This window comes from Denitromonas iodatirespirans, from assembly GCF_018524365.1.
Classification (GTDB): domain Bacteria; phylum Pseudomonadota; class Gammaproteobacteria; order Burkholderiales; family Rhodocyclaceae; genus Nitrogeniibacter; species Nitrogeniibacter iodatirespirans.
The window spans coordinates 1-11800 of record NZ_JAEKFT010000018.1; the positions used below are offsets into that span (position 1 = coordinate 1).

Here is an 11800-nt window from a genome sequence, read left to right on the forward strand (position 1 = left end):
CCATCCAGCACCTGGCAGGCATGAAGGAGTCGAAGGTGATCGTCGCCATCAACAAGGACGAAGAGGCACCGATCTTCCAGGTGGCCGACTACGGCCTGGTGGCCGACCTGTTCGAGGCCGTGCCGGCGCTGACCGAAGCGCTGGGCTGAGTCGGCCGTCGCGCGGGAAAGCCGGGGGTGTCGGCACAGTTCCCCGCCGTGCGGGTCCACAGCGCCGCGGCGCGGCGGGCGGTGGTGCTGACGATCATGCTGGGGACCACCTCGGTGATCCTCGCCACCACCATCATCAACGTCGTGCTGCCCGACATCATGCGCGACTTCGCGGTCGACCAGGGGCGCGTGCAGTGGCTGGCCACCGGCTTTCTGTCGGCCATGGCGGCGACCATGTTGAGCACCGCCTGGTGGGTGCGCGCCTACGGGCTGCGGCGCACCTACGGCGTGGCGCTGGCGGTGTTCGTGATCGTGTCGGTGGTGGGCGGGCTGAGCACTTCGATCGATGCGCTGATCCTGTCGCGCATCGTGCAGGGCGCCATCGCCGGGGTGATCCAGCCGCTGGCGATGATCGCGCTGTTCGAGGTCTATCCGGCCGAGGAGCGCGGCAGCGCCATGGCGGCCTACGGCCTCGGCGTGGTGCTGTCGCCGGCGATCGGCCCGGCGCTGGGCGGGTTGCTCGGCGAGGCCTTCGGCTGGCGCGCGGTGTTCTTCGTCACGCTGCCGCTGTGCCTGGCCGGCCTGGCGCTGGCGCCGAAGACGCTGACCTGTTTCGAGCAGGAGCGCGCGCCGCGGCCGGCCTTCGACACCCTGGGCTTTTTGCTGCTGTGTGCCTTTTTGCTGTTCGTGCTCGGCGGGCTCGCCCATGCGCAGCGCGCCGGGTTGTCGGTGGGCGGGCTGGCGATGGCGGTGGTGGGCACGCTGGTGTGCGGCGCGGCCTTCGTCGCCTGGGAGGTGCGCCACCGCAGCCCGATGTTCGACCCGCGGGTGTTCCGCAACCCGGTGTTCGCTGCCGCCTCGGTGGTCGGCTTCGCCTACGGCATGGGGCTGTACGGTTCGACCTTCCTGGTGCCGATCTTCGTGCAGACCATCTCGGGTTTTTCGGTGCTCAAGGCCGGCCTGCTGCTGTTGCCCGGCGGCCTGCTGCTGGCGCTGTGCATTCCGCCCGCCGGGCGGCTGACCGACCGGCATTCGCCGCATTTCATCGTCTGCGCCGGGCTGGCCTGCTTTGCGCTGTCCTTCCTGCTGTTTGCGCATTCGTCGGCGCAGACCGGGTTCTGGACGCTGGCGCTGTGGATCGCGCTGGGCCGGCTGGGACTGGCGCTGATGATCCCGGCGCTCAACGCCGGGGCGGTGCAGGGGCTGCCGCCGTGGCAGATCGCGCAGGGCGCCGGCGCACTCAATTTCGTGCGCCAGCTCGGCGGCGCCTTCGGTACCAGCGCGCTGTCGCTGCTGCTGCAGTGGCGCCTCGGCGTGCATCAACACGATCTGGCGGCGGCGGTGGATACCGCGGCCGCGGCGCTCGCAGCGTCCACCGAGGCCTTCGACGACAGCTTCATCGCGGTGGGGCTGGTGTTCCTGTCCGCGCTGTGGCCGGGCTGGCACATCCGCCGCGCATGATTTCACTCTGAGGACACTACGAATGGAACGTGAATCGATGGAATTCGACGTGCTGATCGTCGGCGCCGGCCCGGCCGGGCTGGCGGCGGCGATCCGTCTCAAGCAGCGCGCCGGCGAGGCCGGGCGCGAGCTGTCGGTGTGCGTGATCGAGAAGGCGGCCGAGGTCGGCGCACACATTCTCTCCGGCGCGGTGATGGACCCGCGCGCGCTCGACGAGCTGATCCCCGACTGGAAGGCGCAGGGCGCACCGCTCGACACCCCGGTCTCCGAAGACCGGGTGCTCTTCCTCAACCCCACCGGCGGGCGCAGGATCCCCAACGCCTTGCTGCCGACCTGCTTCCTCAACCACGGCAACTACATCGTGCGCCTGGGCCATGTCGTCAAATGGCTCGGCGAGCAGGCCGAGGCGCTGGGCGTCGAGGTCTACCCGGGCTTTGCCGGCGCCGAGATCCTGTATGACGCATCCGGTGCGGTGGCGGGCGTGGCCACCGGCGACATGGGCCTGACGCGCGACGGCGAGCCCGGCCCGAACCATCAGCCGGGCATGGCGCTGCTGGCGAAATACACGCTCTTCGCCGAAGGTTGTCGCGGCCATCTGGGCAAGCAGCTGGAGGCGCGCTTTGACCTGCGCCAGGGCGTCGATCCGCAGACCTACGGCATCGGCCTCAAGGAATTGTGGGAAGTGCCCGCCGAGTGTTACCGGCCCGGCCTGGTGGTACACACCGCCGGCTGGCCGCTGCCCGCGGACACCTACGGCGGCGGCTTCGTCTATCACCTGGCGGACACTCTGGTTGCGGTCGGCTATGTGGTCGGCCTCAACTACAGCAATCCGCATCTGTCGCCCTTCGAGGAATTCCAGCGCTACAAGACGCATCCCGAAATCCGCCAGTACCTCGAAGGCGGCAAGCGCCTGGCCTATGGCGCGCGGGCGATCGCCGCGGGCGGGCTGCAGAGCCAGCCGAAGCTGGTGTTCCCCGGCGGTGCGCTGATCGGCGACGACGCCGGCTTTCTCAACGCGGCGCGCATCAAGGGCAGCCATGCGGCGATCAAGAGCGGCATGCTGGCCGCCGAGGCCGCCTTCGACGCGCTGGCCGCCGGGCGCGGCGGCGATGAATTGAACGAATTCCCGGCGGCCTTCCGCGCCAGCTGGCTGCACGAGGAACTGCACCGCACGCGCAACTTCAAGCCCTACATGAAGCGCGGGTTGTGGCTGGGCTCGGTGCTGTTCGGCATCGACCAGCAACTGCTGCGCGGCAAGGCGCCGTGGACGCTGCACAACCGCGCCGACCACGACACGCTCAAGCCGGCCGCCGAGTGCCCGCCGATCGACTATCCCAAACCCGACGGCGTGCTCAGCTTCGACCGGCTGTCCTCGGTGTTCCTGTCGAACACCCATCACGAAGAGGACCAGCCCTGCCACCTGCGGCTCAAGGACGCCGCGGTGCCGATCGCCGTCAACCTCGCGAAATACGACGCGCCCGAGCAACGCTATTGCCCGGCCGGGGTGTACGAGATCGTGCGCGACGAAACAGGCCAGAACCCGCGCCTGCAGATCAACGCGCAGAACTGCGTGCACTGCAAGACCTGCGACATCAAGGACCCGACCCAGAACATCGACTGGGTGGTGCCGCAGGGCGGCGAGGGGCCGATCTACGCCGGCATGTAGTGGATGAGCGCCTGCGCCCAGAAGCCGGCGATGGCGACGAAGAGCATCACCAGCACGATGCGCACGGTCCACAGCGGCAGGGCGCGGCGGTGGGTCATGATGTCGCCGTGGCGGGGGCGGGCGAGGCGGCGGGCGGTTTCGTTGAGTGCGGCCAGGTTGAAGGACAGCACCACCTCCAGCGTGAGGAAGACGGCGGTCAAGGCCAGGCCGCCTGCGGCGATCAGCCGCCGGGCCTCGGCTTCGCTGCTGCCGAAGCCGGTGAGCAGCGCGGCGGTGGCGGTCAGGTAGACGGTGAGCATGGTGAAGCGCAAGGCGCTGCCGGTGCGGGCGTGGGCCATCAGTTCCTGGAAGACCGTCTCGCCGCTCGGCCCGGGCAGGTGGGCGGCGGTGGTGCCGGGGCGGATCATCAGCACTTCCATCACGCCCTGTGGGCCGATGCGCTGGCAGGGGGTGCCGCTCACCGGGTGGGGATAGAACCCGTAGGCATCGTGCATCCGGCGGCTGTCTGCGAGGTGGCGAGGCACCCACTCGCAGCTGCCATCGGCGATCCGGTGGGTGAGGAAATCGGCAGGGACGGTGACAGCCGCGGGCGCCTGGGACCGCGCCCGGCGCACGCCGGCAAGTGCACCGACGATCACCAGCGTGAGCACCATGCCCAGCAGGCCCCCCAGCAGCCATTCCGGCCCCATGCCCATGCGGATCGACGCTCCTCGAGGTGGTGTCGTGTTGATGCCAGTCTAGTCAACGCCCGGCGCGCGGTCAGTCGAACTTCAGCCGCATCCTGGTGATGTCGAGCAGGGGGCTGCCGGAGGCGGGCGGCGGGCCGGGGTCGCGCTCGCCGAGCACGCGGCGCAGCGGCGTCCTTGCTGGGCAAGGCGTCGAGGGCGTCATCCATCACCACCTCGATGTTGTCGTAGCGCCGCGCCCAGCCTGCGGCCAGCGCCTGCCAGGCGGCGCGGGCCTCGGCCGGTGCAGCAGTGGGGAGGACCAGCCACTGCCCAGCGACGTGGGGCGCTCGGCGGCGTCGCGCCGGCGGAAGACGTCGTATCCGGGGCGATGTCGACTCGCAGCGGGGCGGCGGCAAAGCTCTGGCGCAGCTGCGCCTCGCGACCGGTGAAGACGAGGCCGAAGCGCTGCTCGGTGGGCGAGCTGGCGAGATGTATCGCCACCGGCCGGGAATTCATTTCTCCGCGTCACTACACTCGTCCTGAAGCTTTTCGAGTTCGTCGAGGATGTGAATGAAGCGTGCGCCGAAGGGCGTGACGGCGTATTCGACGCGGGGCGGGATTTCCGGGTAGGCAGTGCGCTCGAGGATGCCGAATTCCAGGTTCTTGCGCAGGCATTCGTTGAGTACCTTGGTGGTCAGTCCCTCGACGCTTCGCACCATTTCACCGGGGCGATTGATGCCGTTGACCAGGAGCTGATACACCGTCAATGACCACTTGCAACCGTAGATGGTTTCGACCATGCGTGCGCTTCGCATCGGCGGCGATTTTCGTGAAAAATTTTTCTGATGGAAATTCATGAAGATGCACCAATTTGTAAGTAGAACACCGCAAAGTGCTCGCTTTTCAACCTCCGGCGAAGCTTCTTACAGTGGTTTCCCAATCTGTCAAGACTCAAGGAGGTATTTCCATGGAAAAGATCGTCAATCCCGTCGCACTGGTCCTTGGTGGCTCGAGCGGCATGGGCCTGGCCATCGCCAAGCGGCTCGCCGAACGCAACATTAATATCGTCGTTGTAGGCAAATCCGCGGCAAAACTGGAGGCGGCGAAAGCGCTGCTGTCGTCTCGGGGGGCTGCGGACATCCTCCAGGCGGATCTCTACGTGCCGGACGATGTCCGGCGCATCGTCGAAGCCGTCGAGGGCGAGGCCCGTCATATCCAGTACTTCGTCAATGCCGCCGGCTGCTTCAAGCCGACCGGATTCCTCGATCACACGCAGGCCGACTACGATGCCTATCTGGATCTGAACCGCGCCGCGTTCTTCGTCTCTCAGGCCGTGGCTAGGCACATGGTGGCACACGGCGGCGGCTCGATCGTCCATATCGGTTCGATGTGGGCCAAGCAGGCGATCAAGGCAACGCCTTCGTCCGCCTATTCGATGGCCAAGGCGGGTCTGCATGCACTGACCCAGCACATGGCCATGGAACTGGCGGAGCACAACATTCGGGTCAACGCCGTCTCGCCGGCAGTGGTGAAGACGCCGATCTACGAGGCGTTCATCCGCCCGGACGTGCTCGACGAAGCGCTGGCGAGCTTCGATGACTTCCATCCCATCGGTCGGATTGGCACCGCGGACGATGTAGCGCAGTCGATCGAATTCCTGCTCAGCGACCAGGCGAGTTGGGTGACCGGCGCTGTCTGGGACGTGGACGGCGGTGTCATCGCGGGCCGCAACTAGCATTCGGGCAAAGCAGGGCGGGTTGCGGCCCGTCCTGCGCCGAAAGCGTTGACCGGCCGAGGACTCAAGACGGCGCACGCTCGTTCAGCCAGGCGGTTGGTGACTTGCCGAAACGCCGGGTGAATACCCGGGCCAGGGCCGCCACGTTCGGATAGCCGACCTCGGCCGCCACCTGTTTGAGGGGGCGACCAGCACGCATTCTGTTCTGGGCGATCGACAGCCGCCAGTCCGTGAGGTAGGCATGGGGCGTCTCGCCGAGCGTGTCGCGAAAATTGACCACGAAGCGCGCGCGCGACATGCCGGCCAGGTCGGCCAACTGCTCAAGCGACCAAGGATGGGCCGGCTTCTCGTGCATGGCGGTGATTGCACGGGCCAGTCGCGGATCTGCGAGCCCGGCAAACAGCCCCTTGGGGGTTGCACCGGAATCGATCACCTGCCGCAACACCAGAATCATGAAATATTCAGCCAATCGGTCAAGGGCTGGCTGGCGACCGTATCGGCTTCCGAAAGCCTCCCTGAAGAGCAGATCCAGCACGGGAGCGACTGGCTGTGCGGCTTCGATCGGCAGGACGAGACAGTCGGGCAGTGCCATCGCGATGGGGCTGCGTACGCCGGCCCCGAGATCCAGCAGGGCGCATACCAGGTCGATGCCCCCGTCGTCGAGGGGTTCCAGCCGGTGTCTTTGCGGGCGGGGGATGAGGATGGCCGAGGGACGGTCGACCATGCAGACCTTGTCGGTGCCCGTGTGGACGGATACGCGTCCGGTCTTGAGCAGATGCAGATGGCCCATGCCCCCTGATGCGTCGAAGTCCGTCAACAGGCACAGCTGGCCCGAGAAGAAGATCCGGGTGCTCAGGGAAATGCGTTCGAAGATTGGGCTAAGAGCGTCCATGTCGATACTTTTTGCACCTATATCGAGACATTTGTTTGCTAGTAGTATCGGAATATGTCTCCAGCGCAAGGGCGCTCTCGTTCAAATCAAGTACCTGGAGATCAGCATGTCCAAAGACAGACCCGTTTCGACCGACGACACCTCGCATCTGGGGCGACGTCAATTCATGACCGGCAGTGCCGCAGTGGCCGCCGCCGCACTGGCCGCCACGGCGGTGCCCGGCCCGGCCCATGCCGCCAAGGCCGGGGGCGACAAGTACGCCGAGCCCGACAAGCCGATGTTGCCGCCCTCCAACATGACGCTGGATCTGTCGCGCACCGCGCTCGTGGTCATCGACCCGCAGGTGGATTTCCTCCGTCCGAAAGGGGTTGCATGGGGGGCGGTCGGGGCCAGCGTGCAGGAGCACGATGTCGTCAACAACATCGGCCGTCTGTTCGCGGCTGCCAAGGCGGCCGGGATGACGGTGGCCGTTTCGCCCCACTACTACTACCCGACCGACAAGGGCTGGAAGTTCGAGGGCGCGCTCGAAAAACTGATGCACAACATCCACATGTTCGACCGTGGCAGTGCTTATTCGATGAACGGCTTCGACGGTTCGGGCGCGGACTTCATGCCCGAGTACAAGCAGTACATCTTCGACGGAAAGACACTCATTGCCTCTCCGCACAAGGTCTATGGGCCAGAACAGAATGACCTTGCGTTGCAGTTGCGCAAGCAGCGCATCGAGCAGGTGGTGCTGGCTGGCATGTCGGCCAACCTGTGTGTCGAGTCGCACATGCGCGAATTGCTCGAGCTGGGCTTCGAAGTCGCGGTGGTGAAGGACGCCACCGCGGCGGCCATCCTGCCCGAGGGCGACGGCTACCTGGCCGCGCTGACCAACTTCCGCTTCATCGCGAACGCGGTGTGGACCACCTCGGAAGCCGTCGAGCGCTTCCGCCGCCCGGCCTGACACCTTGGCCGACGGGATGCCGATGCCGGCGCGCGCTGGCATCGGCATCCCGATGTTCGACAAGTTCCCCCCGGTTTGTCTCAAGGAGAAAAAACCATGGCTGAAGTCACCCTGTATGGCAGCGATCACTGCCCGTACTGCGTTCGTGCTGAGCTCCTGTTGCGCAGCCGCGGATGCCACACCATCAACAAGATCATGGTCGATCGAGACCCGCAACCGCTGGCCGAGATGATGGCCCGCACCGGTCGACGCACGGTGCCGCAGATTTTCATCGGGCCGCGCCACATCGGAGGCTATGACGACCTCTCGCGCATCCCCGGCAGCGAGCTCGACATGCTGCTGGCTGCGCCGCCGGCACCCTGAACGGCAAACCCGTTTCCCATTCTTTCGATCGATATCACGAGGAGCCCCTGTATGCGCCCCCCCTTGCCCCCATTTACCGCCGAAAGTGCGGCCCAGAAAGCCCGTCTCGCTGAAGACGCTTGGAACAGCCGCGACCCCGCGCGCGTTTCCCTGGCTTATACCCCCGACAGTCGCTGGCGAAATCGCGCCGAATTCATCCATGGGCGCGATGAGATCGTGCTCTTCCTGACCCGGAAATGGCAGCGCGAACTCGATTACCGCCTGGTCAAGGAGGTCTGGGCGTGGCAAGGCGACCGCATCGCCGTGCGCTTTGCCTACGAATGGCACGATGCTGATGGACAGTGGTATCGCAGCTACGGCAACGAAAACTGGGCCTTCGACGAAAACGGACTGATGCGGGAGCGCATCGCCAGCATCAATGACCTGAAGATCGCGCCGGAAGAGCGCAAATTCCATTGGCCGCTTGGTACCCGGCCGAGCGATAGCCCGTCGTTGACCGAATTGGGATTGTGAGTCGCGCCCGAGCAAACCCGACCCCGGCGCACGATCCGACACCATGCGTCGGGTTGGCGCCTCGCGGGCCGGCCGTCCCGGGAGGTGTGCCATGTCTAAAACGGTGATGAGACGGATGTGCCGCAGGGAGATCGTCGCGGGGGCGCTGAAAGTGTCCTTCGTCGTGGGCTGCACGCTCAATCTGGTCAACCAGGGCGAGGCCGTCTTGATCGATGGATTGTCGCCGTCCTGGTTCCAGCTTGTGCTCAATTTCCTCGTGCCCTTCTGCGTGTCGAGCTACAGCGCGGCCAGCCACCCGCCGCGCGGGGATGCGTAGCGGGATGGACGGTCGTCGCGCCTGACGGTGCAGGCACAGTGCGGTCGGTCTGGCGGGGGAGCTCTCTCATTGGGCCGTTCGGGCATCGGCAGAAACATGCCGTGGCGTCGGCTCATCGGAGTTCTCCGGTCCGCGAATCAATCGAAGGACTCGTGCTGGATACGCTCGGGCGTGATGCTCTGCCGCCTGGCCGCCGCGGTTACCGTGTCGATGAGACGGCCCGGACCGCAGACATAGAACACGGCATCGCTCGCGGCGTGCAGCAGCACAGCGTCCACATCAAGGCGGCGGTGACCGGGAACTCGAGTCAAATAAATGAAGGCTTCCGCCGCCAGTTCGCGCACGATTTGATCATGGTAGGCCATGTCGGCGGCTGTCCGGCCGCTGTAGTGCAGTTCGAACGGCACGCCACGGTGCTTCAAGGCGTGCGCCATGGACAGGATCGGGGTGATGCCGATGCCGCCGGCGATCAGCACGGCGGGGCGGTTGTCGGTGTGCAAGGGAAAATGATTGATGGGTGGGGCGACACGCAATGTCGTCCCGAGTCCCCAGGCGTCGTGGATCGCGCTCGAGCCGCCGCGACCGTCATCCTCGTGCAACACCGCAATCTCGTACCGATCCGGATGCTCAGGGTCCGCCACCAGGGAATACTGGCGCGTGACGATGGCGCCATCCGCAAGGCGCACCGGCACCTCGAGGTGGGCGCCGGGCTCGGCAGGTGGCAGTGTGCCCGGGGCGTCGGCGCGCAGTTCATAGGCACGAATGCGCGGCGTCATCTGTCGCATCCCGCTGACCGTGAGTGTGAGCGTGCCTTCGCCGATGGGGGTCTCGGGTGGCGGCGATATCTCCACCACCTCCGCCGCCCGGGCCGCGATGGTCTGCGCCATCCGCTCGGCCATCTGCGCTTCGGTGTAGCGGGGGGTGATGTACTTGGGGCAGTTCCAGTCGAAACCTTCAATCCGGATGACGATGCCGCGCTCGACGCGAGCACGGTAGTGGGGATTGTCGAGCCGGGTCAGCAACTCCGGTTCGCTATCCTCGTCGATCACCCGCGCCCGGCCGAAGATCTTCAGTCGGGCCTGCTGGGGGTAGTCCATGAGGAACAGGCTCACCCGGTCATCGCCCACAAGGTTGCCCACGGAGACGTATTGCCGGTTTCCACTAAAGTCGGCGTAGCCGATCGTTCGGTCATCCAGCACTTTGAGAAAGCCGGCCGGACCACCGCGATGCTGGACATAGGGCCAACCGGTTTCGCTGACCGTGCCCATATAGCAACTGTCCCGAGATGCGATGAACGCAATCTCGTACGGGCCGAGCCGGGGGGCTGTGGGGGGCGCCTCCATGTGACGGGCGTAGGCCTCGCGGCTGCCCATCCGCGTCTGCACCGCCTGCACATTGGGAGTGAAGGCAATCCGGGCGAAGGCATCGGTCATGAGAGTCTCCTTTGGCGAATGGGAGAAGGGGGGGCCCCTTCTCCGGTGACCGGACGATCAGGCTGCGGCAGCCTTGAGCTCGACCTTCGGGAAGTCGATATCGACCTGACTGGCCTTGCCGAGGATGTTGGTGAGAATGTTCATGCCCACATGGGTGATCATCTCGACGATCTCGGCATCGGCGTAGCCCGCAGCGCGCACCTCAGCCAGTTCGGCGTTGGTGACGTCGCCACTGTGCGTGGCCAGTGCCCGTGCGAACTTCACTGCGGCTGCGGCCTTCGCGTCCTGACTGGTGCCGGCACGATTGGCTTCGATTTCCGCGCCGTTGAGACCGGCCTTGCGGCCGATGGCCGTGTGTGCCGACAGGCAGTACTGGCAGGCGTTCTGTTGCGCCAGCGTGAGTGCGATCCGTTCGCGGGTCTGCAGATCCAGATGACCGCCGTTGGCGATGCCGTGCAGACCGAGAAAGGCCTTGAGCGCCTCGGTCGAATTGGCGAACACCTTGAGGAAGTTCGGGACCATGCCAAGCTGCGACTGGATCGCGTCGAACAGCGCTTTCTGATCGGCATTGGCGGTTTCGTGGGTGACGATGTTGATGCGGGCCATGGGAGTACTCCGTGGTTGGGTTTTAGAGAGGTTTGTCGTTGTGTTTCCGACGGCCACCACTGTGCCAAAGCACATTGAAAACAAGAATACTCATCGAATAGAATCAATTATTCCGTATTGAGGAATAATAAGTGGATGCCTTCCATGCGATGACGGTCTTCGTCGCCGTTGCCGAAGCCGAGAGCTTTGCCGGCGGCGCCCGCCGTCTGAAGATGTCGCCGCCCGCGGTGACGCGTGCCGTGTCTGCCCTCGAGGAGCGCCTGGGGGTGCGCTTGTTCACCCGCACCACGCGAGTCGTTCGGGTAACCGATGCCGGTGCCCGTTATCTGGAGGATGCCCGGCGCATCATCGCCGAGATGGCCGAGGCCGAAGCCGCCGCCGCCGGCATCAACGCCGCGCCGCGCGGGCAGTTGTCGGTGACGGCGCCGGTGCTGTTCGGGCGCTTGTACGTCATGCCCGTCATTGCCGAGTATCAGGCCGCTTTCGAGCAGACGAGCGTGTCGGCGCTGTTTGTCGACCGCGTGGTGAGTTTTCTCGACGAAGGCATGGATGTGGGTATCCGCATCGGGCAGCTCCCCGATTCGTCGCTGCGTGCCATCCGCGTCGGACGGGTTCGCCGGGTTGTGGTCGGCGCGCCCGCCTATCTTGAGCGCTACGGCATCCCGCAAACGCCCAACGATCTTGCCGGCCACCGGCTTGTCGCGGCCAGCGGCTTGTCTCCGACGAACGACTGGTCATTCCACCGCGCCGGTGAAACGGTGAGAGTGCGCGTGCAGCCGTGCATCACGGTGAACACCAACGACGGTGCGCTGGCGGCCGCATGCCAAGGCTATGGTTTGACGCGCGTGCTGTCCTATCAGGCAGCGCCGCAGCTGGCGTCGGGTGAGTTGAAAACGGTCCTCACCGATTACGAGGGGGATGGCTTGCCGGTTCACGTCATTCACCGCGAGGGACGCAACGGGCCAGCGAAGGTGCGCAGTTTCGTTGACCTGGCGGTGGATCGGCTGCGTGCGAATAAGGCGCTGAACTGACGTCGAATCGATCGGCGC

General features: G+C 65.7%; 13 protein-coding genes and 1 pseudogene. 9 read left to right on the top strand and 5 right to left on the bottom strand.

Features of this window, described 5'->3' with window-relative positions; genetic code table 11:
- The 3 genes and pseudogenes from I8J34_RS15240 to I8J34_RS15250 form a co-directional block, all read left to right on the top strand.
- Positions 1-149, top strand: a pseudogene (locus tag I8J34_RS15240) (electron transfer flavoprotein subunit alpha/FixB family protein); the annotation flags it as partial.
- A 27-nt stretch (positions 150-176) separates the two neighbouring features.
- Positions 177-1610 (top strand): DHA2 family efflux MFS transporter permease subunit, encoded by a 1434-nt coding sequence (locus I8J34_RS15245; RefSeq protein WP_214362484.1) that lies wholly within the window; start codon positions 177-179, stop codon positions 1608-1610.
- Between the two features lie 22 nt (positions 1611-1632).
- A complete protein-coding gene (locus tag I8J34_RS15250) occupies positions 1633-3276 on the top strand; it encodes an electron transfer flavoprotein-ubiquinone oxidoreductase (protein WP_214362485.1) in 1644 nt (547 codons plus the stop codon).
- On the opposite strand, the gene I8J34_RS15255 is transcribed toward I8J34_RS15250, so the two are convergent.
- Positions 3261-3971 (bottom strand): hypothetical protein, encoded by a 711-nt coding sequence (locus tag I8J34_RS15255; protein WP_214362486.1) that lies wholly within the window; start codon positions 3969-3971, stop codon positions 3261-3263. The two genes, I8J34_RS15250 and I8J34_RS15255, sit on opposite strands and share 16 nt — an antisense overlap.
- Before the next feature lie 485 nt (positions 3972-4456).
- Positions 4457-4759 carry a winged helix-turn-helix transcriptional regulator gene (locus tag I8J34_RS15260; protein ID WP_214362487.1) on the bottom strand — a complete coding sequence of 101 codons (303 nt, stop codon included), beginning with the start codon at positions 4757-4759 and terminating at the stop codon, positions 4457-4459.
- Between the two features lie 152 nt (positions 4760-4911).
- On the opposite strand from I8J34_RS15260, the gene I8J34_RS15265 reads away from it, so the two are divergent.
- The gene (locus tag I8J34_RS15265) at positions 4912-5679 is read left to right on the top strand and encodes an SDR family NAD(P)-dependent oxidoreductase (protein ID WP_214362488.1); all 768 of its coding nucleotides are present in this window, start codon (positions 4912-4914) and stop codon (positions 5677-5679) included.
- Positions 5680-5743: 64 nt separating this feature from the next.
- Here I8J34_RS15265 and I8J34_RS15270 read toward each other — a convergent pair whose 3' ends face one another.
- Positions 5744-6571: an AraC family transcriptional regulator gene (locus tag I8J34_RS15270; RefSeq protein ID WP_214362489.1), complete on the bottom strand. Its 828-nt coding sequence runs from the start codon at positions 6569-6571 to the stop codon at positions 5744-5746.
- A 106-nt stretch (positions 6572-6677) separates the two neighbouring features.
- Between I8J34_RS15270 and I8J34_RS15275 the strand changes: the two genes are divergently transcribed.
- From I8J34_RS15275 to nrtS, 4 genes are all read left to right on the top strand, one after another.
- The gene (locus I8J34_RS15275) at positions 6678-7520 is read left to right on the top strand and encodes a cysteine hydrolase family protein (protein ID WP_214362490.1); all 843 of its coding nucleotides are present in this window, start codon (positions 6678-6680) and stop codon (positions 7518-7520) included.
- A 96-nt stretch (positions 7521-7616) separates the two neighbouring features.
- Positions 7617-7883 (top strand): glutaredoxin 3, encoded by a 267-nt coding sequence (gene grxC, locus I8J34_RS15280; protein ID WP_214362491.1) that lies wholly within the window; start codon positions 7617-7619, stop codon positions 7881-7883.
- A 51-nt stretch (positions 7884-7934) separates the two neighbouring features.
- A complete protein-coding gene (locus I8J34_RS15285; RefSeq protein ID WP_214362492.1) occupies positions 7935-8396 on the top strand; it encodes a nuclear transport factor 2 family protein in 462 nt (153 codons plus the stop codon).
- 91 nt (positions 8397-8487) lie between these two features.
- Entirely contained in the window at positions 8488-8712 is a 225-nt protein-coding gene (nrtS, locus tag I8J34_RS15290) for a nitrate/nitrite transporter NrtS (RefSeq protein ID WP_214362493.1), read from the top strand.
- A gap of 137 nt (positions 8713-8849) precedes the next feature.
- On the opposite strand, the gene I8J34_RS15295 is transcribed toward nrtS, so the two are convergent.
- Together I8J34_RS15295 and I8J34_RS15300 are read right to left on the bottom strand one after the other, a co-directional pair.
- On the bottom strand, positions 8850-10145 hold the full coding sequence (locus I8J34_RS15295; RefSeq protein ID WP_214362494.1) for a pyridoxamine 5'-phosphate oxidase family protein: 1296 nt from the start codon (positions 10143-10145) through the stop codon (positions 8850-8852).
- 57 nt (positions 10146-10202) lie between these two features.
- Positions 10203-10751: a carboxymuconolactone decarboxylase family protein gene (locus I8J34_RS15300; RefSeq protein WP_214362495.1), complete on the bottom strand. Its 549-nt coding sequence runs from the start codon at positions 10749-10751 to the stop codon at positions 10203-10205.
- Between the two features lie 131 nt (positions 10752-10882).
- Here I8J34_RS15300 and I8J34_RS15305 point away from each other — a divergent pair, with 131 nt between their 5' ends.
- Positions 10883-11782 carry a LysR family transcriptional regulator gene (locus I8J34_RS15305; protein ID WP_214362496.1) on the top strand — a complete coding sequence of 300 codons (900 nt, stop codon included), beginning with the start codon at positions 10883-10885 and terminating at the stop codon, positions 11780-11782.
- Positions 11783-11800: the final 18 nt, after the last annotated feature.

What these genes read in the sequence shown, in the direction of transcription:
- I8J34_RS15250 (WP_214362485.1), top strand. Translation starts at nt 1,633, where the DNA reads ATGGAACGTGAATCGATGGAATTCGACGTGCTGATCGTCGGCGCCGGC.
- I8J34_RS15275 (WP_214362490.1), top strand. Translation starts at nt 6,678, where the DNA reads ATGTCCAAAGACAGACCCGTTTCGACCGACGACACCTCGCATCTGGGG.
- I8J34_RS15295 (WP_214362494.1), bottom strand. Translation starts at nt 10,145, where the DNA reads ATGACCGATGCCTTCGCCCGGATTGCCTTCACTCCCAATGTGCAGGCG.
- I8J34_RS15285 (WP_214362492.1), top strand. Translation starts at nt 7,935, where the DNA reads ATGCGCCCCCCCTTGCCCCCATTTACCGCCGAAAGTGCGGCCCAGAAA.
- I8J34_RS15260 (WP_214362487.1), bottom strand. Translation starts at nt 4,759, where the DNA reads ATGCGAAGCGCACGCATGGTCGAAACCATCTACGGTTGCAAGTGGTCA.
- I8J34_RS15270 (WP_214362489.1), bottom strand. Translation starts at nt 6,571, where the DNA reads ATGGACGCTCTTAGCCCAATCTTCGAACGCATTTCCCTGAGCACCCGG.
- I8J34_RS15300 (WP_214362495.1), bottom strand. Translation starts at nt 10,751, where the DNA reads ATGGCCCGCATCAACATCGTCACCCACGAAACCGCCAATGCCGATCAG.
- grxC (WP_214362491.1), top strand. Translation starts at nt 7,617, where the DNA reads ATGGCTGAAGTCACCCTGTATGGCAGCGATCACTGCCCGTACTGCGTT.
- I8J34_RS15265 (WP_214362488.1), top strand. Translation starts at nt 4,912, where the DNA reads ATGGAAAAGATCGTCAATCCCGTCGCACTGGTCCTTGGTGGCTCGAGC.
- nrtS (WP_214362493.1), top strand. Translation starts at nt 8,488, where the DNA reads ATGTCTAAAACGGTGATGAGACGGATGTGCCGCAGGGAGATCGTCGCG.
- I8J34_RS15255 (WP_214362486.1), bottom strand. Translation starts at nt 3,971, where the DNA reads ATGGGCATGGGGCCGGAATGGCTGCTGGGGGGCCTGCTGGGCATGGTG.